Genomic DNA, 24,156 nt, shown 5'->3' with positions numbered 1-24,156 from the left:
CCTGCGCGCCCTGGAGGCCGTCACCGCCGAGCGGGCCGAGGGCGCCCTCCTCAGTGTCCGCGGGCTCACCGTCCGGTTCCGGCTGCGCGGCGGACGGACCGTCGCGGCCGTGAGCGACGCCGACCTCGACCTCGCGGCGGGGGAGTGCCTGGCGCTCGTCGGCGAGAGCGGCTGCGGCAAGTCGGTCCTCGCGTCCGCCCTCCTCGGACTGCTGCCCGGCAACGCGGTGGCCTCGGGGACCGCCCTGCTCGCCGGCGGCACCCCGGAAGCGGCCGACCTGCTCGCCGCCGACGAGAAGACCCTCGCCCGCACCGTACGCGGCCGGCGCGTCGGCCTCGTGCCGCAGAGCCCCGCGGCCCACCTCACCCCCGTCCGCACCGTGCGGTCCCAGCTGGAGGAGACCGTACGGGCGCTCACCGCCGTCCCCCGCCGCGCCCGGCGGGAGGCGGCCGAGGCCGCCGCCGCGCGGGCCGCCTTCCCCCAGGGGCACCTCGACCGGTACCCGCACGAACTCTCCGGCGGCCTGGCCCAGCGCGCCGCCACCGCCCTGGCCCTCATCGGCGACGCCCGCCTGCTCCTCGCCGACGAACCGACCACCGGCCTCGACCGCGACCTCGTCGACCGCACCGCCGACGAACTGCGCCGCCACGTCGACGACGGCCGCGCCCTGCTCCTCATCACCCACGACCTCGCCGCCGCCGCGCGCGTCGCCGACCGCGTCGCCGTCATGTACGCCGGCCGGATCGTCGAAGTCGCCCCCGCCCACCGCTTCTTCGGCCCCACCGGACCCCGCCACCCGTACGCCCGCGGCCTCCTCGACGCCCTGCCCGAGCGCGCGTTCACCCCCATCCCCGGCATGCCGCCGGAACTCTCCGCCCTGCCCGAGGGCTGCGCCTTCGCCCCGCGCTGTGCCCGCGCGACCGCCCGCTGCGCCACCCGCCCCGACCTCCGGGCCGGGGTGGCCTGCCACCACCCGGAGCACGCCCGTGCTTGAACTCGACACCGTCACCGCCGGATACGACCGGGGCGCACCCGTCTTCCGCGGCGCCTCCCTCACCGTCGCCCCCGGCGAGTCCGTCGGCCTCCTGGGCCCCAGCGGCTGCGGCAAGTCCACCCTCGCCCGCGTCGCCGCCCTCCTCCACCGCCCCGACGCCGGCCGGCTCGTCCTCGACGGCACCGAGGTCCACCGGTGGCGCCACCGTGCCCCACGCGCCCTGCGGACCGCCGTCGGCGTCGTCTTCCAGCAGCCGCGCACCGCCGCCGACCCCCGCCTGCCCCTCGCGGACCTGATCGCCGAGCCGCTGCGCGCCACCGGCCGCCGCACCGAGGCCCCCGGGCGTCTCGCCGCGCTCGCCCCGGCCGTCGGCCTCACCCCCGACCTGCTCGCTCGCCGGCCGCACGAGGTCAGCGACGGCCAGCTCCAACGTGCCTGCCTCGCCCGCGCGTTGACCCTCCGCCCCCGCTGGCTGATCTGTGACGAGATGACCGCCATGCTCGACGCCTCCACCACGGCCGCCCTCGTCGCCGCCGTCGAGACCTACCGCGCGGAGACCGGCGCCGGCCTCCTCGCCGTGGGCCACGACCGCGCGCTGCTGCACCGCTGGTGCGACCGTACGGTGGAGTGGAAGGACTGCCTGCCCGCAGAGGAGAGCCCGTGAGCACACCGTGGACGCCCGCCGCCGGGGACGACCCCCTCGACGGACTGCGCGCCGCCCTCACCGGCGCCCTCTGCGGCTACGAACCCGACGGCGGCTACGAGGACCACTGCTGGATCCTCCACCCCGTCCACGACGGTCCGGTACGGCTCCGCTGGGACGAGGTGCTCGCCCGGACGGGCCGACGGCTGGCCGACTGGCCCGGCACCCTCTCGTACCTGGTCTTCGAGGACGTGGCGGGGACGGACGAACTCGACGGGCCCGACCCGGCGGAGCTGGACCGCGCCTGCCTGGCCCGGCTCGTCGACCACCTCACGAGGAACGGCCCGCAGGGGCCGGACACCCCGTGCGGGGCGGCCCAGGCCCCCGTGGCGACGCTGCCCGGCACCTCGCTCGACGCCCGGCGCGGCCGGCTCGGCGACGCGCTCGCCCACCACGACACCATGCCCGACCTCCGGTTTCCCGCCACCTGGTGGGCCGCCGACGGCAGCTGGCTCGTCCTCACCGACTGGGACCTCAGCGCCACCGAGGTCTTCGGGGACGCGGCGCTCATCGCGGGACTCCTCGCCGATCCGGAGCTGGACGCGGTGCGCCGGCCGACCATCGCCGAGACCCTCTGCGGCTGACCCCGGCCGAATCTCACCCGTATGGCCGCCCCGCCATTCGCCCGGACGGACCGCCCATTCCGCCACACTGTCCGCCGAACGCCGCAATTCCGGTGCGGCGACGGAGGGACGTGAAGGCGATGGCCGTTTCCATTTCTGTCGTGGTGCTGCTGCTGGTGCTGGCCGCCATCTTCCTGCGCAGCGGAGGGCTGAAGTTCACGCACGCGCTCGTCTGCGCCCTGCTCGGCTTCTTCCTGGCCGGCACCAGCATGGCGCCCACCATCCACAACGGCGTCGCCGCCACCGCCAACGTGGTCTCCAGCCTCAGGCCGTGATCATTGCATGATCGTGAACTGCCCATGAAACACAGGGCAGTTCCATGTACATCTCACACACTCGGGCCTAGCGTCGGCCGCCGGCGCGACACACGTCAGGAACCCGAGGAGCCGCATTGACCACGCATCCGCCCAGAAGACGAGCACGCGCGCTCGCGCTGATCGCCGCGCTGAGCGCGACCCTCCTCGCCGGCGCGGCCCCCGTCGCCCAGGCCGAGGAGATACCCCTCGCCCTCGGCCACCGCCTCGTCGACCACTACGACGGCGCCCCCGCGACCGCACGGCCCGTGCCCGGCAAGGCCCCCGCCCAGCACCCGTACCTCGCCCCCAACGGGCGCAGCGGCATGCACGCCGACGGAGCCGGCAGCGGCACCCATCCGTACTCCGGGCCCCTGGGCCGCGCCCCGGAGGTCGACAGCGAGAGGATCGCCCCCGTCGGCGGCGAATGCGCCACCGTCACCTTCGACGCGGGCGGCCGCCTCGTCACCGTGTGCGGCACCTTCAACGGCTTCCTCCTGAAGCTGCTCGACCCGCGCACCCTGGACACCCTCGCCGAGTACAGACTGCCCCAGCGGTCCTCCACGGTCGAGGCCATCACCCGCCTCGACTTCGAGAAGATCTTCAAGGACACCTCGGGCGGCGCCTACTTCTACCTCGACGACCGGGACCGGGTCGTCCTCGCCGACTCCCGCCAGCACGTCCTGCGCATCGCCCACCGCCAGAAGGCGGACGGCGCCTGGGAGTTCTCCGTCGAGAACGACTGGGACCTCACCTCCCTCGTCCCGCACGACTGCGTCTCCTGGACCAACCTCTTCCCCAGCGGCGTCTGCGACCCCGTCACCTCCGTCATGCCCGACTGGGACGGCCGCATCTGGTGGGTCACCCGGCTCGGCCGCGTCGGGACCGTCGACCCCGCGACGGGCGCCCTGCGCGCGGTCCGGCTCGACGGGGAGGAGATCCAGAACTCCTTCTCCGTCGCCGAGGACGGCGTCTCCATCGTCACCGACCACGCCCTGTACGGCTTCCGAGCCGACGCCGACGGCACCCCGCGCGTCCGGTGGCGCGAGACGTACGACCGGGGGACCGGAACCAAGCCGGGCTCGGTGAACCAGGGTTCGGGCACCACACCCGACCTCTTCGGCGCGCACGACGAGTACGTCGCCATCACCGACAACGCCGACGACCGCATGAACGTCCTCGTCTACCGGCGGGGCGCCGACGTGCCCGCCGCCGAGCGGCTCGTCTGCAAGGTGCCGGTGTTCCGCTCCGGGGCCTCGACGACCGACAACTCCCTGATCAGCTGGGGCAACAGCCTCGTCGTCGAGAACAACTACGGCTACGAGAATCCCAGCACGCTCGCCCTCGGCCGCAGCGTCGTCGGCGGCGCCGCCCGCATCGACGTCCGCGCCGACGGCAGCGGCTGCGACACCGTCTGGGAGAGCGACGTCCGCTCGCCCTCCACCGTCCCCAAGCTCTCCACCGCCAACGGGCTGCTGTACTTCTACGAGAAGGAGCCCAACGCCTTCGGCATCGACGCCTGGTACCTGACCGCCGTCGACTTCCGCACCGGACGGCGCGCCTTCAAGCGCTTCACCGGAACCGGCCTGGCCTACGACAACAACTGGGCGCCGATCACCATCGGTCCCGACGGCACCGCGTACGTCGGCGTGTTCAACGGCATCGTCGCCGTCCGCGACACCGCCTGACCCGCACGGAACCGCCCCGGACCCCGCGGGGACCGGGGCGGTCATCCGCACCGCTCAGACCATCTCGGGCATCTCGCCGACCGTGGTCTTCATGTCGATGACCGCGAACGCGGCGCCCTGCGGGTCCAGGATCGCCGCGAACCGGCCGAACGGACTGTCCATCGGGCCGAACACCTTCCGCCCGTTGAGCCGTTCGGCCGCCTCGACGGCCTTGTCGCAGTTGTCGACGGCGAAGTACAGCTGGATGTAGGAGGGGATCTCCGGCGGGAAGTCCTCCGCCGTCATCTTCATCCGGCCGAGCACGGGCTGCTCGCCGCCCAGGTCGAAGACCCGGTAGTCCATGTGCTCGTCCTGCATCTTCTTCGAGTTGTACCCGAAGACGGAGGTGAAGAAGGCGTCGGACTTCGCGGGCTCCCGGGTGAAGACCTCCGCCCAGGCGAACGAGCCGGTCTCACCCTCCAGCTCGAACCCCACGTGGTCGCCCGCCTGCCAGACGCCGAAGGTGACGCCCGCCGGGTCCTGGGCGATGCACATCGACCCGAACGTGCCGACCTGCATCGGCTCCATCAGGACCGTGCCGCCCGCCGCCCGGATCTTCTCCGCCGTGGCGGCGGCGTCCGGGGAGGCGAAGTACAGACACCAGGCCGACTGCGGCTCCCCGTCCTGTCCCGGCATCGGCGGGACGACGGCCGCGACCGCCTTGCCGTTCTTGTACGCCTGCGTGTAATTGCCGAATTCCGAGGAGGACTCGCCGAAGGTCCAGCCGAGGACGTCGCCGTAGAACGTCTTGGCGCCCTCGACGTCGGTGAACATCGCGTCGGTCCAGACCGGCGTGCCTTCAGGTCGTGCGGCCATGACGGTGACTCTCGCTTCCGATGGTGGACGTGCTTCCTGTGAGCCACGCTAACCAGGGCCGCCGCACCTCGCTCGGTGACGCGCGGACCGGCCGCGGCCGGACGACGGACGCGGGCCCGCGCGCCGGGGCCGCCGCCGGGCCCCGCGCGTCAGTGCGGCAGCCGGCCCATCGCGTACCGGTGGAACGGGCCGTCCGGCACCGGGAGGCCGGGCCGCCACATCCTCAGCACCTGCGCTGAGGGCAGGAACAGTGCCTCCGGCAGACGGTCGGGCGCCGTCCACTCCCAGCGCTCGATCCCTTCGGGCTCGGCCACCGCCGGGACGCCGCCGAAGCGGCGCACGACCGTGGCCACGGTCATCCGGGTCAGCTCCGCGGAGGTGACCGAGTCCAGGATCAGCCCGAGGACCTCCACATCGGCGGCGTCCGCCACCAGCGTCGTCTCCTCGGCCAGCTCCCGCACCGCGGCGGCCTCCACGGACTCGCCCGGCTCGACCTTGCCACCGGGCAGCTCCCACACCCCGGAGCGGTGCAGCCCGAGGAGGAACCGGCCGCTCCCGTCGAGCACGACGACCCCCGCGCCGAGCGATGCCTGGGCGGAGGGCGGCTGGACGTTGCGGCGGGCGGTGGACGCGTGGTCTTCGGTCGTCATGGCCCCCTGTGTACCAGGCGCCTCGGACACCCCGGAGCGCCCCGGGCCGCCCGGGAGCCTCAGGACGCGGCGGCCTCGGGAGCGGACGGGACCACCGCCACCGGGCAGTGGGCGTGGTGCAGCACGGCGTGGGCGACGGAGCCGATGAGCAGGGAGCCGATGTGGTGGCGGTGGTGGCGGCCGACGACCAGCAGACCGGCGTCCCGGGAGCCCTCGACCAGCCGGCCCGCGGCGTCGCCCGGCGCCACGACCGGGACGAGGTCGACCTTGGGCCAGCGCTCGGCGAAGGGGCGCAGGCGTTCCTCCTGCTCCTGACCGGCCTCCCGCAGGAGCTCCGTGCCGTCGTCCGCCGGCGGCAGGGGCGGCGGCACCTGGAGGGCCGGGGACGGGGCCGCGAGAAGGGCGCCGGGCTGCGGAGGGATCCGCAGGGCGGTGACGACCTCCAGGGGGACGCCCCGGTGGTGCGCCGCCTCGAAGGCGAAGGCCACGACGTCGTCCGGGGTCTCCTCCGGGTGGAGGCCGAGCAGGACCCGGCCCGCGGCCGCCCCGCCTTCCAGGGCCGTGGTGCGGGCCTCGTGGGGCACGACGACGAGCGGGCAGGGCGCGGTCATGGCGAGAGTACGGCTGGTCGAGCCGAGGAGGAGGCTCGCGAAGCCGCCGCGGCCCCGGGAGCCGGAGACCAGGAGCCGGCCGCCGCGCGCGGCCGCCGGCAGGGCGTCGGTCACGGACCCGTCCAGGGACGCGTACCGCACCGGGACGTTGTGCCCCCGCTCCTCGACGACCGTCCGCACGGCGTTCAGGACCGTGTCCGGGAGCTCCGCGTCCGTCCCCAGGGAGGCGATGCGGGCGGCGCCCAGCTGGAGGGCGTCGGACCGCACATGGGCCACGACCAGGGGAGCGCCCAGGCTCTCCGCGGCGCTCAGGGCCCACTCCAGGGCGCGGAGGCTGTGCTCGGACCCGTCCACACCGACGACGACCGGCGGCTCGGAGGCGGTGTTCGTGCTGCTCGTGTCACTCATGAGGGCATGCCTCCCTCAGCCGCACACACGCCACGCCGGTCCGGACCTCCTCGGTCCGGACCGGCGTGGCGTGGGCGGAGTGGGTCAGGCGCCCTGGCGGCGGGCCCGCTCCTCGTTGCGCTCCTTGATGCGGACGGTCTCCTTGCGGACCTCCGACTGGGTGGCGCGCTCCTTCTGCAGCCACTCGGGCTGCTCCTGCTTGAGCGCGTCGATCTGCTCGGTGGTGAGCGGCTCGGTGATCCCGCCGCGGGCGAGACCGGCGATGGAGATCCCGAGCTTGTTGGCGACGACCGGGCGGGGGTGCGGACCGTTCGTGCGCAGCTCCTGGAGCCAGGCCGGCGGGTCGGCCTGGAGCTCGCTCAGCTCGGCGCGCGAGACGACACCCTCCTGGAAGTCGGCGGGGGTGGCTTCGAGGTACACACCCAGCTTCTTCGCCGCGGTCGCGGGCTTCATCGTCTGGGTGTTCTGGTGCGACGTCATGGTGTCAAGGGTATCGAGCATGCGGGCGACCTCCGACCACGTCCGCTACCGGTAGCCTTGCGGGGTGACAGGCTCGGACGTTTCCCCCGCGGATCCCCACTCGGATTCCTCCTCCTTCCGGCTTGCGTACGTGCCGGGAGTGACCCCCTCGAAGTGGGTGAAGATCTGGCACGAGCGCCTGCCCGACGTGCCGCTGGCGCTGCTCGCCGCGACCCCGACCGAGGCGTTCGGCGCGCTCCGTGAGGGCGCCGCCGACGCGGGGCTCGTCCGGCTGCCCGTCGACGGGGACGACCTCAGCGCGATTCCCCTCTACACGGAGACGACGGTGGTCGTCGTCCCCAAGGACCACGCTTTCGCGGCGGCCGAGGAGATCGCGGTGGAGGACCTCGCCGACGAGCTCGTCCTGCACCCCCTGGACGACACCCTGGGCTGGGAGCGGCCCCCGGGCCGTCCGGCGAACGAGCGCCCGGCGACGACCGCCGACGCGATCGAGCTCGTCGCGGCGGGCGTCGGCGTGCTCGCCGTCCCGCAGTCGCTCGCCCGGCTCCACCACCGCAAGGACCTCACGTACCGGACGCTCCACGACGTCCCGCAGTCGCGGGTGGCGCTGTCGTGGCCGGCCGCCGACGAGGCGCCCGACCTGGTGGAGGAGTTCATCGGGATCGTGCGCGGCCGGACCGTGAACAGCACCCGCGGCCGGCGTGCCGAGGCGCTTAAGGGCCAGAAGGAGCCCAAGGATCGCAAGCCGGCCAGGTCCGGGAAGCCGGGCGGCGGCTCCCGTACCGGCGGCAAGCCCGCCGCGGCCCGCAAGGGCGGCAGCGGGGGCGCCGGCGGCTCGGGCCGCGGGCGGAGCGGGAAGCCGCGCCGCGGCGGCCGCGGCTGAGCCTCCCGTGTCCGCACGGCGGACGCGTTCCACCCGGCCGCGCCGCCCCTCGGCATACTGACCCCTCCTTGATCACCGAGATCGTCCCGATCATCCAGGAGGAGCTTTGGCCGCCAGTTTCAGGACCGTCGTCGAGGTGGCACCGGACCACCTCGACCAGGCCCGGTCCATCGACCGGGTGTTCCAGGAGGCGATCGCGCCGGCGACCGTCAACTTCGACTTCGAGGCGATCCGGGAGGCCGCGGCGGCCGTCCCGGACAGCACCGTCGTGAAGATGGTCCGGGGCTGGGGGCTCCAGGAGTACGCCCCCGTCCTGGTCATGGTCCTCTCCCTGAAGGAGGCCGTCCGCCAGGCGCTGCCGCCGGAATGCGCGGAGGCCGGCTTCTGGGCGACCGTCGAGCGCGAGCTCGTCGGGGCCTTCACCGGTCTCGCCGCCCAGGAGGGGCAGCCCGGCCTCTCCGTCTACGAGGAGTCCGGTGAGCGCACCCGGTTCTACCGGGATCTGTTCTTCGCCCTCCAGGACGAGGAGACCGGGGAGTACATGTACGCCCTGGCCTTCTGCGTGGACGTGACCGTCGAGCTGCCGAAGGCACGGGCCCTCGCGCTGGACCTGACGGACGTCGTCCCCTTCGCGGTGCGGCTCAACGCGATCGTGGTCCGCCAGGCCCTGGCCGTCTCCGTCTGACCCGTACCGGCTCCGCACCGGCCCGCCGTCCCGGGCCGGATCCCCCGCGGCCTGGAACGACCTGCCTCACCCCCTTCCACGTGCTCAGCCGCTCCGGCGCCACCGTCCGCCCCGCGCCGCCGCGACGAGCTCCGGCACCGTCGCGAGCTTGACCCTGGGGCGGCCCGCGTCCCGGCCCCTGGCCCGTTCGGCCCGGTCGATGGTCGCGAGGCCCCGCGCGTCGACGAGACCGCGGCTGCGGTTCCCGGCCAGGCGGCGGAAGTCCCGCGCGGTGCCCGACGGCGTGGGCAGCGCACCGGCGACCGCGTCCGCGAGCAGGGTCCCGACCGTCTCCCCGGCGCACGCCCGGTTGGCACCGATGCCACCGGACGGACCGCGCTTGATCCAGCCGACGACATAGCTCCCGGGCAGTCCTGCCACCCGCCCGCCCTCGTGCGGCACCGTGCCGGTGGCCGCGTCGAACGGCAGCCCCGCCAGCGGGACGCCGCGGTATCCGATGGCCCGCACGAGCAGTCCCGCCGCGATCTCGGTCCCGGCCGGCGACCCGGCGTCCGTCACCCTGACCGCCCGCACCGCGCCGCTGCCGAGGGCCTCGGCCGGGGCGGAGTGGAAGCGGAGCACGATCCGGCGCCGGTCGCCCGCGGGGGACCGCGCCCAGTCGACCGCCTCGCGGGCCACGTCGCGCAGCAGGGCCGCCTTCTCCCCGGGCGCGGCCGCGTCGACGGCCGCGCCGGTGCGCGGGTCCCGGTCGTCGACGACCAGGTCCACGCCGGGCAGGTGCTTCAGGGCGAGCAGTTCGGAGGCCGTGTACGCGGCGTCCCCGGGGCCCCGGCGGCCGAGCAGCACCACCTCGCGGACCGGGGTCCGCGAGAGGGCGGCGAGGGCGTGGTCGGCGATGTCGGTGCCGGCCAGGGCGGCGGGGTCCGTGACGAGGACGCGGGCGACGTCGAGGGCGACGTTGCCGTTGCCCACCACCACGACCCGCTCGGCGGTGAGCGGGACGGCGTCGGCGGGGGTCTCCGGGTGGGCGTTGTACCAGGACACGACGGAGGTCGCGGAGACGCTGCCGGGCAGGTCCTCGCCGGGGATGCCGAGCCGCCGGTCGGCGGGTGCGCCGACCGCGTAGATCACCGCGTCGTGGTGCGCGGCGAGCTCCTCGGCCGTGACGTCCTCGCCGACCGTGAGACCGAGCCGCATACGGACCCGGGGGTGGGCGTGGAAGCGGGCGAAGGTCTCGCCGGCCCCCTTGGTCGCGGGGTGGTCCGGTGCCACGCCGTACCGGACGAGACCGCCGGCCACCGGGAGCCGGTCGATCAGCGTCACCTCGGCGTTGGTGTGCAGGAGCAGGTCCTCGGCCGCGTACATGCCGGCCGGCCCGGTGCCGACGACCGCGATCCGCAGCGGCGCGAAGTCGGCGGGCAGCGAGCGGGCGAAGGACGGGGCGCCCCAGCTGTGGAAGGTGGGGGAGGCGACGGCCGGCGGGGGTGTGCGGCCCTCGTAGTACTCCGCGTTGAGGGCCTCGTACTCCCGCAGCCGCCCGGTGAGCAGGTCCGCCGGGAAGATCGCGTCGACCGGGCAGGCGTCGGCGCAGGCGCCGCAGTCGATGCAGGACTCGGGGTCGATGTACAGCATCTCGGTGCTCCCGAAGTCCGGTTCCCCGGGGGCGGGATGGATGCAGTTGACCGGGCAGACGGCGACGCAGGTCGCGTCGTTGCAGCAGGTCTGGGTGATCGCGTAGGTCATGTCGTCGGCTCTGCTCTGCTCGGCTCGGAGGGGTCAGACGAGGTGGGCGCGCTGGTAGAAGAAGAGCGCGGGCCGGGTCAGCATCCCGACGTCGGCCAGGAACTCCATCAGTCCGGAGCAACTGGCGCGCAGCTGTGCCTTGTAGTGCTCGTTGGCGGCCGCCTCGCGGCGGGCCCGCTCCGGGTCGAGTCCGGCCCGCACGTACACCTCGGGGTTCACCAGGCTGGTGATGATGTAGTACGCGGCGATGGCGACCACGAGGGACTGGAAGTGACGGCGGGCCCTGCCCGCGTGGGCGAGGTGGCGGCGCGTCTCGTCCCGGGCGAACTTCATGTGCCGGGATTCCTCGACGACATGGATGTTGTTGATGGTGCGGACGAAGGGGACGACCCGCTCGTCGCGCATCCAGTCGCGCTGCATGACGTCGAGGACCTCCTCGGCGACCAGGATGCCGGCGTAGGCGGCTTCGCCGAAGCCGACGGTCTTCATGAAGCGGCCGAGCTCCATGACGGCCCGCTTGGGGCGGTACGCGGGGGCGCCGAGCTTCTGGGAGCCCCGGGCGAACATGATCGAGTGCCGGCACTCGTCGGCGATCTCGGTGAGGGCCCATTGGAACCGGGGGTCGGTGTGGTCCATGAGGTAGATGTCGCGCAGCATCATCTGCTGGAGGATCATCTCGAACCAGATGCCGGTGCTGGCGACCGAGGCGGACTCCTGCCGGGTCAGCTCCTTGCGCTGCTCCTCGGTCATCTCGTTCCAGTAGGCGGTGCCGTAGAGGGAGTTCCACTCGGGGCTCTGGCCGTGGAAGTCCTTGTCGAGGGGCGTGTCCCAGTCCACCTCGACGGCGGGGTCGTAACTCAGCTTCGCGGCCGACCGGAGCAGCCGCTCGGCGACGTCCGATTCGGTGACGTGCTGGCTGTCCGGGCGAACGGTGCTGCCTGCCATGGTGCGGCTCCTTGGATCGCGCGATCGGCACGGAAGCTTGTTAGACGCGGTGTCTAGCAAGCTTGTTAGACGGAACGTATAGCAAGGGGGCCGTGCGGGCCTACCCCTCGGTAGGGACTTTCTTCCCACCGGGCTTCCGTGAGCCGCACCGGGCTTCCCTGGGCCGCTCCGGGCTTCCTCCTCCGGGCACGCGAACGGGGCCGGAGCCATGGCGGCTCCGGCCCCGTCCTGGGGTCGCGCGGTCCTAGAAGGTCAGGTTCCAGGCGTCGATCCGGCCCGTGTCCTGGCTCGCGTTGTCGTTCACACGGAGCTTCCAGACACCGTTCGCGACCTCCGCCGAAGCGTTGACCGTGTACGTCTGGGCGATGTTGTCGGTGCCGCTGCCCGTCCGGTTGTGCAGCGTGTAGACGGTGCCGTCCGGGGCCACCAGGTCGACCTTGAGGTCACCGATGTAGGTGTGCTTGATGTCCACGCCCACCTTCAGGGTCGCCGGGGCGTTGCCCGTCACCCCGCTGACCGTGATCGGGCTCTCGACGGTGGCGTTGTCGGCGACCGTGACGTCGGTCAGGTTCTCGAAGTACGCGCCGGGCGGCGGGGTGGAGCCCCCGACGGCCTTCAGCGCGTCCACCGCGCCCTCGCCGAAGAAGCCGTTCTTCGTCGCGGTACCCGTGCACCGGGCGTCCGAGGGGCAGGCCCGGTCGGTGGCCTGGACGCCGAGCTGGTCCCGGATCTGCGCCGGGGTGAACGTCGGGTTCGCGCTCGCGATCAGCGCGGCGACGCCGGTCACGTGCGGGGACGCCATCGAGGTGCCGCTCATGTTGCCGTACTTGCCGCCCGGCAGCGTCGAGTACACCTGGGTGGAGCCGTCACCGCCCGGCGCGGCGATGTCGATGACGCCGTTGCCGAAGTTCGAGTACGACGCCTTCGCGCCGCCGCTGGCCTGCGCGGCGACGGTCACGACGCCCGGCAGCTCCGTCGGGATGTCGATGCAGGCGTTGGTGATCGTGCGGGTGACCGGAGTCGAGTCGTTGGGGCTCTCGGAGTCGGTCGTCTTGTTCGCCAGGTCGTAATTGGAGTTGCCGGCGGCGGCCACCTGGAGCGAGCCCTTGCCCTCGGCGTACGCCTGCGCCCGGCGGACACCCTCGATGATGGCGGCCTGGTCGACGTTGTCCGGGCAGTTGAACTGCCACGGGTCCGTGTAGTAGCTGTTGTTGGTGACCTTGAAGCCGTGGTCACCGGCCCACACGAAGCCGCAGATCGTGTTCTCCGCGAAGAACAGGCTGCTGGTCGGCTCCGCGATGCGGACCGAGGAGATCTTCACGCCCGGCGCGACGCCGATGACGCCCTTGCCGTTCTTGGCGGCCGCGATCGTTCCCGCGACGTGCGTGCCGTGGCTGCCGACGTCACGCCAGGCACCGGCGCGGGTGTCCGCCTTGCCATAGGCACAGGAGGCCGAGTCGGCGGCGTTGAAGTTGGGCGAGATGTCCTGGTGCTGGTCGTCCACGCCGGTGTCCAGGACGCCGACCTTCACCGTCGCCGAACCGGTGGTGACCGCCCACGCCTGGTCGGCCTTGATCTGGGTCATGTCCCAGCGGTTCGACTCCGTGAGCGTCGTCGCGGACTGCGCCGGGTTGGCCGGGAGGGCCGGGTTGTACGCGTCGGCCGGAACGTCCGACGTACGGGTCGCGCCGACCTGCTGGACGCCGCCGACCGTGCGCATCGACGCGGCGAACGACGCGGACGTCGAGTGCGCCACGATCACGCCGATCGCGTCGTAGGTGGCGAAGACCGAGCCGCCGTTGCTCGTCACCGCAGCGCTCACCGCCGAGGTGCCACCGGGAGCGGTGATCACCAGGTACGCGCGGGTGCCCGCGGCCCAGGCCGCCGGCGCCGCCGCGACGGTGGTGGTCGTGGTGGTCTGCGTCGCCCCCGCCGAACGGGCCGCGACGGGCGCGGTGTCCGACGGTGCTGCCTGGGCGAATCCGGCGGGAGCGGCGAGCGCCACGGTCGTACCGAGCGCCGCGACGGCGATGGCCGAGGCCCTCAACCGGCTGGATATGTGGGAAAACAATGCGTCCTCCGATGACCCGGTGGCGCGGGTGGCGCCCGCCGGGCCCTGTGATGTGTGGGGTGGACGCAAGATCCCAGACTCGACCGGCGGAAGGAAGCATTCTGTCCGAAAAGCCAGTTCGTGTGACGCACTGTTGATCTGACCGTGCCGGGAAGGCGGCCCTATCCGCTCACTTGTCCCTTTCGTTCCCGGGGCGTGCGGAGGCGACCGCACCGCGCGACGGTACGGGGCGGGTGGGGCCCGCCCCGTACGGTGTGCGCTACTTCAGGTAGGGGCCGGATGCGCCGATCTTGCCCGGGCCGTTGAGGACGTACACGCGCAGGTTGCCCTTGCCGGGCGCGACGACCGTGAGGGTGCCGTTGGCGACCGTGCGCACGTCGCCGGTGACGGCGTCGGTGTAGGTGCCGTTCGGGACGCCGGAGAAGGTGGCGCCGCCGGAGACGGTGACCAGGGCGAAGCTGTCCGTGGCACCGCTGGTGTAGCGCCGCTTGTAGGCCATTCCGCCCGAGATGCCCTCGGTGGAGTACTGGCCCATCTGGAGCGCGGGGATGGCGCGGCGGATCTGGTTGAGCCGCTGCACGTGCTGCACCAGGGGCTGCTGGAGCGTGGTGGCGACGGCGCCGGAGGCCGACGAGACCTGGGAGAAGTCGGAGGCCGTGACGGAGCCGGCGAGGTGCTGGCCGTAGTAGGCGCGGCCGGTGGTGGCGAGTGGGCAGGTGGGCCCGCAGTCGATCTTCTGCCCCTTCTGGAACTCGATCTCGGAGCCGTAGTACAGCGTCGGGATGCCGCGGAACGTCCACATCAGGGACATGTTCTCCGCCCAGGCGTCGGTGCCGCCCGTGTAGCGCTCGCTCGACTTGTTCGGGCCGTAGTCGTGGCTGTCGACGTAGACGACGTTGTAGGTGGCGTCGTTGTAACTGTCGTCCGAGTCCTTGCCGTTGTAGAAGGCGTTGGACGCGTCACCGAAGTTCATGTGCATGCGCATGTCGATGACGTTCATGCCGGAGAACCGGCTGTGGTCGGGGGTGTGGTAGCTGTTCCCGTTCAGGAACGCGTTGGTGGAGGTGGGCTGGTTGCCGGTGCCCTGCTGCTGCTCGTAGTCGTACATCTCCAGGGCGGCCTTGGTGTCGTCGGCGTCGTACTCCTTGCGCTCCTTCCAGGTGTAGAACTGCGCGGAGTGGTTCACCGAGCCGCGGTTCCACTTGTCGTTGACGAAGGCTGCGACCTCGCCGAAGACGAAGAAGTTCGCGGCCGCCTCGGCTCCGTGACGCCGCGTCACCCGCTCCTGGATGGCCGGCAGGAAACGCCGGTTCCAGGTGGTGCGCGGGATGTGCACGGCCGTGTCGACGCGGAAGCCGTCGACGCCCATGTCGATGTACTTGTCGTACGCGCCGATCAGGTAGCTCTGGACGGTCGCGTTCTCGGTGTTGAAGTCGGCCAGGTCCTCGTGCAGCCAGCAGGAACGGGAGTCCTCGCCCTCCCAGTTGCCTATCCAGCACTGGTGGAACAGCGCCTTCGGGAACATGCCGGAGGTCGGGCTCGGCCACTGGCAGTTGTAGACCGTGTAGCCCTCGGCGCTCTTGCCGCCGGTCGGCTTGCCCCAGTTGAGGCAGGTGTTGCCGGTCGGCTCGGCCGTCGACCACAGGTCGCCGTTGTAGTACGACTTGCCGCTCTTCGCGTCGATCGTCAGCCCGTCGTACTCGAATCCGGGCTGCTTCTCGTCGTAGTACCAGCTCCACTGGCTGTCCCGCACGCCGTACACGGTGGGCGTGAACAGGCCCTTGGCGCCCCAGCGGGAGGAGTGGTTGTAGACGACGTCCTGGTAGATCTTCATGCCCTTGGCGTGGGCGGCGTCGATGAGGTCCTGGTAGGACGCGCCGGCCGACTCCAGGCGCGGGTCGACCTTGTAGAAGTCGTAGCCGTGGTAGCCGTGGTAGTCGTAGTCGGAGCGGTTGAGGACCACCGGGGTGACCCATATCGCCGAGAAGCCGAGCCCCTTGACGTAGTCCAGCTTCTGGATGAGGCCCTTGAAGTCGCCCCGGAACATGGGGTCGTCGTTGGCCGCGTTGCCCGACTTGACGTGCTGGCTGCCGCCGCGGTTGTTCGACGGGTCGCCGTCGTTGAAGCGCGCGGTCAGGACGAAGTAGATCGGGTCCTTGCGCGGGTCGGTGCCCAGCGGCTTCCCGGTGGCGGGGGTCGCCGGCTTGTCACCGGTGGTGGCGGTCGCGGCCGCCGAGGCGGCGGAGACGTTCCCGGCCGCGTCCACGGCCTTCACCGTGTAGCTGTAGGCGGTCCGTTCGGCCAGACCCGTGTCGGAGTACACCGTGGAGCCGACGTCGGTCACGACCGTGCCGCCGCTGCCGCCCGTCCGCGTGACCTGGTACTTCGTCACGCCCCGGTCGTCGGTGGACGGGTCCCAGGTGAGGAGGACCGAGATGCCGTCGGCGGCGGCCGTGACGCGCCCCGGGGCGGTCGGCGCCTGGGTGTCGGGCGTCGCGGCGGCGCACGGGTCGGTCGCGTTCGCCGTCACCACGTTGTTCCGTACGGTGCTGACGCCCGTTCCGATGGCGTAGTCCGCGCCGCCGTTGTTGTCCCAGGTGCCGTTGCCGTTGTTGAACGCGGCCTTGAAGGACGTCGCCGTCCCCAGGTCGATCTCCCGCTTCCACCAGCCGGTGCACGCGGCCTGCATGCCGACGCCGGGGACGGCCGTCCAGGAGCCGCCGGCGGGCTGGTAGTGGATGTTGGCGGTGGACCAGCCGAGCGCCTCGGTGGAGTAGTACACCGTGGCCTTGGCGGACGGGGTGGGCGTCGCGCCCGCGCAGGGGTCGGAGTGGGCGACGACCCCGTCCTTGACGGTGATGGCGCCGGTGCCCAGCGCGTAGTTCTTGCCGCCGTTGTTGTCCCAGGTGCCGGTGCCGTTGTTGAACGTGGCCTGCAGTCCGGTGGCCGCGCCGAGGGTGACGGTCTTCTTCACCCAGTCCGTACAGGCGGCCTCCATGGCCACGCCGGGGACGGAGGTCCAGGAGCCGCCGTCGGGGGCGTAATGCAGGTTGTAGGCAGCCCAGTTCTTCGTCTTGGTCCAGTAGAAGACCGTCGCGGTGTTCTCGGCGACGGCCGCGGCCGGGGCGGTGCGGGGTGACGGGTCGTCGGGGGGTGCGGCGAGCAGGCCGAACAGGCCGGCGGCCACGGCCAGGGCGGCCACCGGGCGGCCGGGCAGCCGCGTGGGGGTGCGGGTCATCTGATTCTCCAGGCAGGGGCGCGCTCCGTACGGGCCGGTTCGGGGGGTGGGGATCGGCACCGTTGGAAACGCTGTCGGAAAGTTTCAGAAACGTTTTGCGTCGGCGGGAAGTTACCGCTGCCGGGAACCGCAGGTAAAGACTTCTGTCGGAAGTGGCGTCTACGCTCGGGGCGGTTCGCACGCGCGATCGACGTCGAAGGGTTCCCGATGAAGCTGCCCGGCCCGCTGCACGTGCTCAACGAAGGGCTGGCGTTCCTGCTGGAACTCGCGGCCCTGGCCGTACTGGCGTGGTGGGGGTGGGAGGGCGCGGAGAACGTGGCGCTCCGGCTGCTGCTCGCGGTCGCCGCGCCCGCCGTCGCGGCCTTCGCCTGGGGGCTCTTCGCCGCCCCCAAGGCCCGGATCCGGTTGCCGCTGGCGGGAGTTCTGGCCGTGAAGGCCCTGGTCTTCGGCGGGGCGGCGCTCGCGCTGCACGCCCTCGACCGGCCCGCGTGGGCCGCCTCCTTCGCCGCCGTCGCGCTCGCCAACACCGCCCTCGCGGCGGTGGACCGGCAGGCCGCGATGAGGCGCGGGGTCTGAGCGGGGCGGGTCTGGGCGGGGTGCGTCGCGGTCGACTCCGCGATCGTGCGGGCCCGTCAACGCGCCGCCGGGGCCCGTCAGAAGCCGGAGGCGGTGGCCTGGCCTCCCGTGGCCTTGGGGCTGCCGGCGCGTTCGAGGCCGGCGCGCGGGGCCTCCACGAGATTGGCGACGCCGGTCGGCTTGGCGGCGGGCCCCGGTCCGTACAGGCTTCGGCCTTCTACGCGAGGGGCGTACTCGCTGCGGGCCAGTGCCGGCGGTCGGGAATCAACCTGCGCAGGATCCACAAGCCGACGCGCAGCTTCCGGTCGCCGGGGGAGCGGATTTCCGAGATGAGCGCTGCGGTGCTCCTGGCGATCGACCGCGACGCTTCCTCGGTCGAATCCGGGTCCAGGAGTCTGTCGCAGTTGAACCAGGCCAAGCTCCGCGAGACTCGGATCCCGTAATTGGTCAACAGTTCGTCACTACGGGTGAACAGTCTGTCCAAAGAGCTGAGCCCGCCGATGTACCGGGACGAAAGGTCGTCCTGGATCCCGTCGATACAGGACGCCAGCACGTCGTTCATGCGGTGGAAGTCCGCGATGTGGCTGCGGTCGTCCGTGGATGTCGCCATGCGCCGCAACGCCTCCGGCAAGTCGTATGACATGTGCGCCATCATGGAGAAGATGACGTCTTCCAGGAGGTAGGAGCGTCGGACACTCGAAGCAGCGAAGACATCTCGCCATGGTTGAGGGATGGAGTCCGGCAGATCGCCGGGCCGAACTTCGTCCGCGGAGCCGCCGGGTCGTCCTGCCAGCCATGCGTCGATGCTGTCCATCGCGCTGAAGTAGGCCGATGCGAGCGTCTCGCACAGCTCGGCGACCCACGGCGGGTCGTTGAACGCGGGGGTGCCTGTATCCAAGCCTGTGGCGAGCGTCGTCGTGAGGCGGTAGTAGGTGTAGGCGAACGCGGCCCGGCGATCGTGGGCGGTGTCGTACTGCCTGACCCGGTCGGCAATCAACTCGGCGACGTGGGTGACCTTTTCGGCGGGGAGCGTGAACTCGGCGGTCATCGGGAGTGTGTTCCTGCCGCCCGCTAAGCCGGCGCGCTGATGCGGCGGGTGTCCTCGGTCGCCGTGCCCCAGTCGCACACCAATTCCGCGAAGATGCTCTGGCGGTCGGCTGCGACCTGATAGTTCCCGGTCCAATGGGCTCCGAGCAACGGCATGCTGTAGGTCGCGGCCATCCCTTCCTCGCGAATTTCCGCAGTGTAGGTGAAGGTCCGCGTGAGCAGGCCCGGCACAGGGCCGAGCCTCTCGTTGCCGTGAATGGTGACTCCGGTTCCGTCGCTGTGCAGTACGTACTGCTCTTCCAAGAGGTACAGGGTCACACCGAACTTGGAGATCCTGACCACGTTGTCGGCCTGACCGAACTCGCCCTCGTTCGGCTTCGCCACGATGTCCGAGTCCTGCCGTGGCGCACCGGTGAGCCGCTCGATGATGTGCATGGAGGTCACCAGCAGCTTGTTCGTCAGCCCGATGCGGCTGCGCATGAGGCGACGCCAGGAGGTGACGCGGAAGGTGGCTTTCCCCTGCCAGACGCCGGTCCCGATGTCGAAGTAGTAGACGTGATTGGGCGCGTTCGTGCGGTGTCGAGGGATGCCCTCGGGCTCCATTGTCACGTTGTGTAGTATATCATCACTCCCTGTGAGTGGCGGTTCTGGACGGCTCAGCCACTCATGTCGACCTCAAGGAGAAACCCGCCGCCTCCAGGCCGCGCAGGTGAAAGCCGATGCGGCGGGAGACATCGGGTGGCCGGTGTCGGTCGACTCCACCATGGCTGACCAGCAAGATCCACCTCGCCTGCGACGGAGCCGGCCGCCCGCCGACCTTAGGTCGGAAGGTCTGCAAGCACCGCAACGTCGTGGAGTGGTGCTTCGACCGCTTGAAGCAGGGGCATGGCATCCCCCCGTACGACAAGACCGCCCAGTCGTGCCAAGCAGCCGTCACCCTCGCGTCGCTCCTGATGTGGGCCTGACACTTTGACGACAGCTCCGAGGGGTGTGCCCCGCACCCCGGTCGCCCGGGGTGCGGGGGCGCCTCAGACGAGGCTCGTCAGGAGCTCCGCGAAGACCTGTGGCCGGCTGAAGTAGCCGACGTGCGAGGCCGCGAGGGTGTGCACGTCGAAGGGGTGGTGCGGGGTCAACGCGTCCGCCGCGCGGATCATGTGGTCCTGGACCGCCAGGGGAAGGCTTCGGTCGGCGGAGAGCCGGACGTAGGTGTGCGGCACCCGCCCCCACGTGTCGGCCCGGACCAACGCGCCCGGCTCCATCGCAGAGTAGGTCTCGTCCGGGTCCAGGGAGTCGAGCAGCAGCCGGAACTGGTGGTCGGTCGAGTCGGCCATGATGGCGGCCTTCAACGCGGCGAACACGTCCGGATCGGCGTGGGCGGCCCGCCAGTTCAGCCGGACCACGCCCGGATCGCGCACGCCCGGCACGGCGATCCGGGCCACTGCGGCGTCCAGCAGGTTGTCGTCGACCACGTCCCACGCCTCGTCGAGCATGCCCGGATCGCTGAGGCAGAGCGCCGAGAGGTAGACCACCCGGTCGAGCAGCTCCGGTGCGGCGTTGGCGACGGCGCTGATCGTCAGACCGCCGAGGCTGTTGCCGACCAGGACGATCTGCCCCGACGTCGCGAGCCGCCGCAGGGTGTCCACCACGTGGCGCACGTTGTCCTTCAACGTGACACCGCGCAGCGCGGAGGGCGCGGCGGCGAGTGCCGTGACGTCCTGGGGTTGCCGGTAGTAGGCGGCAGGGGTATCGGCGAGGTCGCCGTGACCGGGCAGGTCGACGGCGAGCGAACGGTAGCCGAGCAAGGCCAGCTCGTTCTGCAACGGGCCCCAGGCCCGGGCGTTGCTGGAGCCGCCATGAACCAATACGAATGTGGGGCGCGAGTCTGCGCGCATGGTGAAGATCCTCGTCATCCAGAGGTGAACGGTGAACGGGGGACCCGGTGTCGGCGACGGCCGACACCACGGTCAGCGCGTCGACCGGGTGCGCAGAGCCTGCCAGTTGTGGATGACGGAACACATGTGGCCGACCGTAACAGTCGCCTCCGCGCCGCGCACGGCTGTTTCACGTCTCGACAGCCCTCCGGGCGCGGCGAGGTGGCCGGGGTGGTCGACCGCCGGCCTTCGACAAGCAGGTCTACAAGCACCGCGACGTGGCCTCGCTCCTGATGTGGGCGTGACGCTTTGACGACAGTTCCCAGGCGGCGCGGCTCCGGGCGGGGCGGTGTTCCGGTGGGGGCTACGGGCGCGGCCAGGGGCGCCCCTCCAGGCGCTCGATGTCCCGGTTGAAGCGCTCGAGGAAGGCGGCGAAGAGGGTCACGTCCTCGGGCGACCAGTGCTCCATGACCCGCTCCAGGCCGTCGATGTTCGAGGCCCGGTCCGCCTCCAGGCGGCGCTCGCCGTCCTCGGTGATGCGGAACTTGCGGGCGATGCCGCCCTCCGGGTCGGGGATGCGTTCGACGACCCCCGCGCGCAGCATGGCGGCGGTCTGGCGGTTGAGGGTGGAGGCGTCGAGGCCGAAGGCTTCGGTGAGCTGCCCGATGGACATCGGCCCGTGCATCTGGATGCGGCTCAGCAGTACGTACGCGCTGCGGTCGAGCTGCCCGCCGCCGGCGCGGGAGCGGGGCGCGTACAGGAGGGCGTGCCGGCCGAGCAGCATGGCCTCGAACTCGACCAGATGGGTGGGCTTGTCCACGGGCTTGTCCATGGGGCCCATTCTCTCTCGCGGCGAGCGAATGTGCAGCATGCATATCTTGTGTATTTGGCAAGTGATGTGCATGATGCATAAGACTGCGCATGGCGATCCATGACGCACCGTGCAAGACCGAGGGAGAACTCGTGGACGGCTCCAAGCCCGACGCCCGACCCGGAGGCGTCGTCGGCGTCCTCGCGCTCGCGGGCATCGTGGCCGCACTCATGCAGACCCTGGTGGTGCCGCTCATCGGCGACCTCCCCAAGCTGCTCGACACCAGCGCGTCCAACGCGTCCTGGGTGATCACCGCCACGCTGCTCGCGGGCGCCGTCGCCACGCCCGTCGCCGGGCGGCTCGGCGACACCCTGGGCAAGCGCCGGGTCCTGCTCGCCTCGGTCGTCCCGCTCGTCGCCGGCTCCGTGGTCTGCGCGCTGGCCTCCTCCGTCGTCCCGATGATCGTCGGACGCGGACTCCAGGGCCTCGGCATGGGTGTCGTCCCCCTCGGCATCAGCCTGCTGCGGGACATCCTGCCGCCCGAGAAGCTCGGCGGCTCGATCGCCCTGATGAGCGCCTCCATGGGCGTCGGCGGCGCCCTCGGCCTGCCCTTCTCCGCCGCCGTCGCCGAGAACGCCAGCTGGCGTGTCCTCTTCTGGGTCGCCGCCGGACTGAGCCTCCTCGTCGGCTTCCTCATCTGGCGCGTCGCCCCCACCGGCCGGCGCGCCGCGGCCCCGGGCCGCTTCGACGTGGCCGGCGCGCTCGGTCTCGGCGTCGGTCTCGTCGCCCTGCTGCTCGCCGTCTCCAAGGGCGCGACCTGGGGCTGGGGCAGCGGCACCACCCTCGGCCTGTTCGCCGTCGCGGTCGTCGTCCTGCTGGCCTGGGGTGCCTGGGAGCTGCGGATCCCCGACCCGCTGGTCGACCTGCGGGTCACCGCCCGTCCGGTCGTCCTGATGACCAACATGGCCTCGGTCCTGGTCGGCTTCGCCATGTACGCGCAGTCCCTCGTCGTGCCCCAGCTGTTCCAGCTGCCCGAGGCCACCGGCTACGGGCTCGGCCAGTCGATGATGGCGATGGGCCTGTGGATGGCCCCGGCGGGCCTGATGATGATGGTCCTGGCGCCGCTCGGCGCGAAGCTCTCGGCCGCCCGCGGGCCCAAGGTCACGCTCTCCGTGGGCGCCCTGGTCATCGCCGCCGGGTACGGCTCCTCGCTCGCGCTGATGGGCACCACCTGGGGCCTGCTCGTCGTGACGCTCATCTGCAACACGGGCGTCGGCCTGGCCTACGGCGCGATGCCCGCGCTCATCATGGGCGCCGTCCCGCAGGAGGAGACCGCGTCGGCCAACAGCTTCAACACGCTGATGCGCTCCATCGGCACCTCCGTCTCCGCCGCCGTCATCGGCGTCGTGCTCGCCCAGATGACCACCACCCTCGGCGGCCACGTGCTGCCCTCCGAGGACGGCTTCCGCATCGCCATGCTCATCGGCTGCGGAGTGGGCCTCGCGGCCGCCCTCGTCGCCGCCCTGATCCCGGCCGGAGCCGCGACCGCCGGCGCGGACGACCCGGCGGGAACGGAACCCGGCGCCACGCCGCGCGCCGCCACCGGGGTTCAGGCCGCGGCCTGAACCCCGGTACCGGGTGGCGCCGCCCCGCACGTGGGGACGGAGCGCGGCGGCGCCCCCGGGTCCGGCGACACGGCCCCCGGAGGCGCGCGCCGGACCCCCGAGGGCCCCGACGGCCGAGCAGAGGCGGCCGCCGGGGCCCTCGCCCGTCGGGCCCGTACCCAGGGCAGGCCGGGCGCCAAGGTCGGCCGGCAGTCAGGGTCGGCCGGCAGGCCGGCCTCAGGGTCGCCAAGGTCGCCAAGGTCGGCATGCGGGCAGGCCGGACGGTCTTCAGCCCCCCGCAGGTCCGCGTGCCCGCGCCCCTTCGCCTCCGCCCGACGCGAATCCCGCCCGCTTGTACGTACGCATGAGCAGCGCCGTCTCCGTCGACGTCACGCCCTCCAGGCGGGCGAAGACCCGGGTGGCGAACTCCTGGAAGTCGCGTGTGTCGCGGTGGCTCGAGTAGCCGAGGAGGCTGGTTCCGCCGCTGGTGACGACGAGGTGGCGGAGGGCGGGCTCGCGGGCGAGCAGGCGGATCGCCTGGGCGAGCTCGCGGTGCGGAACGCCGAGCCGGAACCGTGCCTCCACCGGGTAGCCGAGTACCGCGGGATCGGCGTGCAGCCGCAGATGCAGGACGTGCGAGTCCATCAGGCGGGCGAGACGCCGCCGGGCGGTGGTCTCGCCGACGCTCAGCTCGCGGGCGAGGCGGGTCGTCGACATCCGGGCGTCCCGCCGCAGGAGCTCGACGAGCCGCCGGTCCAGCTCGTCCACGACCGGCGGTTCCGGCAGGGTCGTGCCCTCGACGGCGTGCCGGCGCACGTCCGTGGGCTCGTCGTCGTAGGGCGCCCAGTCGCTGGCCGTGAGCAGCAGCCGGAGGACCACCGCGGAGTGGATGTCCACGACGCCGTCGAGCCGGCCGATCGCCGTGTCCACGAGCGTCAGCAGCGCGTCGTGGCCCGGCGCGTGGAGCTCGACGAACACGTCGAGCGCCCCGGTGGCGACCTCCACGGACCGTGTCTCCTCCAGGGCGGCCAGGGTCAGGGCCACCTCGTGGACGCGGCCCGGTGCACACCGGACGGCGACCTCGGCCGTCACGCCCTCGTACTGGTACTCCGGGACGAGCGCGGCGACGAACGCCACCCGCCCGTCGGCGGTCATCCGTTCCAGGCGGCGCGCGACGGTCCGCTCGTGTGCCCCGACCGCCGCCGCGACCTCCGCGAACGGGGCGCGCGGGTCCCGGTGCAGCACCTTGAGGATCGCGTGGTCCAGTGCGTCCAGGCCCGGGCCGGCGCCGTGCCGGAGCTCCCGCGGGGCAGTCATCCCGTTCTCCCTCTCGTACGCCGCGCCCCCGCACGCGCGCCCCTTGGCAGAGGCCGTGCC

General features: G+C 72.2%; 22 protein-coding genes. 9 read left to right on the top strand and 13 right to left on the bottom strand.

The window, feature by feature from the left end; translation table 11 throughout:
- Positions 1–10: 10 nt before the first annotated feature.
- From ACFVZH_RS01185 to ACFVZH_RS01165, 5 genes are all read left to right on the top strand, one after another.
- A complete protein-coding gene (locus ACFVZH_RS01185) occupies positions 11–994 on the top strand; it encodes an ABC transporter ATP-binding protein (RefSeq protein ID WP_384891718.1) in 984 nt (327 codons plus the stop codon).
- Positions 987–1,658, top strand: coding sequence for an ABC transporter ATP-binding protein (locus ACFVZH_RS01180; RefSeq protein WP_384891224.1), 672 nt, complete (start codon positions 987–989; stop codon positions 1,656–1,658). The genes ACFVZH_RS01185 and ACFVZH_RS01180 overlap by 8 nt, the downstream gene beginning before the upstream one ends.
- Positions 1,655–2,281 carry a hypothetical protein gene (locus ACFVZH_RS01175; protein WP_384891222.1) on the top strand — a complete coding sequence of 209 codons (627 nt, stop codon included), beginning with the start codon at positions 1,655–1,657 and terminating at the stop codon, positions 2,279–2,281. Before ACFVZH_RS01180 ends, ACFVZH_RS01175 begins: the two co-directional genes overlap by 4 nt.
- A 119-nt stretch (positions 2,282–2,400) precedes the next feature.
- Positions 2,401–2,595, top strand: coding sequence for a hypothetical protein (locus ACFVZH_RS01170; RefSeq protein ID WP_384891219.1), 195 nt, complete (start codon positions 2,401–2,403; stop codon positions 2,593–2,595).
- Between the two features lie 116 nt (positions 2,596–2,711).
- A complete protein-coding gene (locus ACFVZH_RS01165; RefSeq protein WP_384891216.1) occupies positions 2,712–4,301 on the top strand; it encodes a hypothetical protein in 1,590 nt (529 codons plus the stop codon).
- 54 nt (positions 4,302–4,355) lie between these two features.
- Here ACFVZH_RS01165 and ACFVZH_RS01160 read toward each other — a convergent pair whose 3' ends face one another.
- From ACFVZH_RS01160 to ACFVZH_RS01145, 4 genes are all read right to left on the bottom strand, one after another.
- Positions 4,356–5,156 (bottom strand): VOC family protein, encoded by an 801-nt coding sequence (locus ACFVZH_RS01160; protein ID WP_384891213.1) that lies wholly within the window; start codon positions 5,154–5,156, stop codon positions 4,356–4,358.
- Positions 5,157–5,305: 149 nt separating this feature from the next.
- Positions 5,306–5,806, bottom strand: a complete 501-nt coding sequence (locus tag ACFVZH_RS01155) for an NUDIX hydrolase (RefSeq protein WP_384891211.1) — start codon at positions 5,804–5,806, stop codon at positions 5,306–5,308.
- A gap of 59 nt (positions 5,807–5,865) precedes the next feature.
- Complete coding sequence (locus ACFVZH_RS01150) at positions 5,866–6,825, bottom strand: universal stress protein (RefSeq protein WP_384891208.1); 960 nt, start codon at positions 6,823–6,825, stop codon at positions 5,866–5,868.
- Between the two features lie 84 nt (positions 6,826–6,909).
- The gene (locus ACFVZH_RS01145; protein WP_384891205.1) at positions 6,910–7,305 is read right to left on the bottom strand and encodes a DUF5997 family protein; all 396 of its coding nucleotides are present in this window, start codon (positions 7,303–7,305) and stop codon (positions 6,910–6,912) included.
- Positions 7,306–7,369: 64 nt separating this feature from the next.
- On the opposite strand from ACFVZH_RS01145, the gene ACFVZH_RS01140 reads away from it, so the two are divergent.
- On the top strand, positions 7,370–8,188 hold the full coding sequence (locus tag ACFVZH_RS01140) for a LysR family substrate-binding domain-containing protein (RefSeq protein WP_384891202.1): 819 nt from the start codon (positions 7,370–7,372) through the stop codon (positions 8,186–8,188).
- 106 nt (positions 8,189–8,294) lie between these two features.
- Complete coding sequence (locus tag ACFVZH_RS01135) at positions 8,295–8,873, top strand: Type-2Aa cytolytic delta-endotoxin (RefSeq protein ID WP_384891200.1); 579 nt, start codon at positions 8,295–8,297, stop codon at positions 8,871–8,873.
- A gap of 84 nt (positions 8,874–8,957) precedes the next feature.
- On the opposite strand, the gene ACFVZH_RS01130 is transcribed toward ACFVZH_RS01135, so the two are convergent.
- The 4 genes from ACFVZH_RS01130 to ACFVZH_RS01115 form a co-directional block, all read right to left on the bottom strand.
- Complete coding sequence (locus tag ACFVZH_RS01130; RefSeq protein WP_384891197.1) at positions 8,958–10,616, bottom strand: FAD-dependent oxidoreductase; 1,659 nt, start codon at positions 10,614–10,616, stop codon at positions 8,958–8,960.
- A 33-nt stretch (positions 10,617–10,649) separates the two neighbouring features.
- Positions 10,650–11,561 carry a diiron oxygenase gene (locus ACFVZH_RS01125; RefSeq protein WP_384891194.1) on the bottom strand — a complete coding sequence of 304 codons (912 nt, stop codon included), beginning with the start codon at positions 11,559–11,561 and terminating at the stop codon, positions 10,650–10,652.
- A 244-nt stretch (positions 11,562–11,805) separates the two neighbouring features.
- Positions 11,806–13,593 carry a S8 family serine peptidase gene (locus ACFVZH_RS01120; protein WP_384891715.1) on the bottom strand — a complete coding sequence of 596 codons (1,788 nt, stop codon included), beginning with the start codon at positions 13,591–13,593 and terminating at the stop codon, positions 11,806–11,808.
- 298 nt (positions 13,594–13,891) lie between these two features.
- Positions 13,892–16,870 (bottom strand): carbohydrate binding domain-containing protein, encoded by a 2,979-nt coding sequence (locus ACFVZH_RS01115; RefSeq protein ID WP_384891191.1) that lies wholly within the window; start codon positions 16,868–16,870, stop codon positions 13,892–13,894.
- Between the two features lie 207 nt (positions 16,871–17,077).
- Between ACFVZH_RS01115 and ACFVZH_RS01110 the strand changes: the two genes are divergently transcribed.
- The gene (locus ACFVZH_RS01110; protein ID WP_384891188.1) at positions 17,078–17,446 is read left to right on the top strand and encodes a YrdB family protein; all 369 of its coding nucleotides are present in this window, start codon (positions 17,078–17,080) and stop codon (positions 17,444–17,446) included.
- A 217-nt stretch (positions 17,447–17,663) separates the two neighbouring features.
- Here the strand turns inward: ACFVZH_RS01110 and ACFVZH_RS01105 are convergent, their stop codons facing one another.
- From ACFVZH_RS01105 to ACFVZH_RS01090, 4 genes are all read right to left on the bottom strand, one after another.
- Positions 17,664–18,494 carry a DUF5995 family protein gene (locus ACFVZH_RS01105; RefSeq protein ID WP_384891186.1) on the bottom strand — a complete coding sequence of 277 codons (831 nt, stop codon included), beginning with the start codon at positions 18,492–18,494 and terminating at the stop codon, positions 17,664–17,666.
- A gap of 23 nt (positions 18,495–18,517) precedes the next feature.
- A complete protein-coding gene (locus ACFVZH_RS01100) occupies positions 18,518–19,102 on the bottom strand; it encodes a hypothetical protein (RefSeq protein WP_384891183.1) in 585 nt (194 codons plus the stop codon).
- 419 nt (positions 19,103–19,521) lie between these two features.
- Positions 19,522–20,385: an alpha/beta hydrolase gene (locus tag ACFVZH_RS01095; protein WP_384891180.1), complete on the bottom strand. Its 864-nt coding sequence runs from the start codon at positions 20,383–20,385 to the stop codon at positions 19,522–19,524.
- A gap of 343 nt (positions 20,386–20,728) precedes the next feature.
- Positions 20,729–21,196 carry a MarR family winged helix-turn-helix transcriptional regulator gene (locus tag ACFVZH_RS01090; protein ID WP_384891177.1) on the bottom strand — a complete coding sequence of 156 codons (468 nt, stop codon included), beginning with the start codon at positions 21,194–21,196 and terminating at the stop codon, positions 20,729–20,731.
- Between the two features lie 89 nt (positions 21,197–21,285).
- Between ACFVZH_RS01090 and ACFVZH_RS01085 the strand changes: the two genes are divergently transcribed.
- Positions 21,286–22,800 carry an MFS transporter gene (locus ACFVZH_RS01085; protein ID WP_384891174.1) on the top strand — a complete coding sequence of 505 codons (1,515 nt, stop codon included), beginning with the start codon at positions 21,286–21,288 and terminating at the stop codon, positions 22,798–22,800.
- A gap of 267 nt (positions 22,801–23,067) precedes the next feature.
- Here the strand turns inward: ACFVZH_RS01085 and ACFVZH_RS01080 are convergent, their stop codons facing one another.
- Positions 23,068–24,096, bottom strand: a complete 1,029-nt coding sequence (locus ACFVZH_RS01080) for an Lrp/AsnC family transcriptional regulator (RefSeq protein WP_384891172.1) — start codon at positions 24,094–24,096, stop codon at positions 23,068–23,070.
- Positions 24,097–24,156 lie beyond the last annotated feature (60 nt).

Source organism: Streptomyces sp. NPDC059534 (genome assembly GCF_042743475.1).
GTDB lineage: Bacteria > Actinomycetota > Actinomycetes > Streptomycetales > Streptomycetaceae > Streptomyces.
The sequence above is the reverse complement of the archived record's forward strand: the minus strand, read 5'-3'. Positions and strand labels throughout refer to the sequence as shown.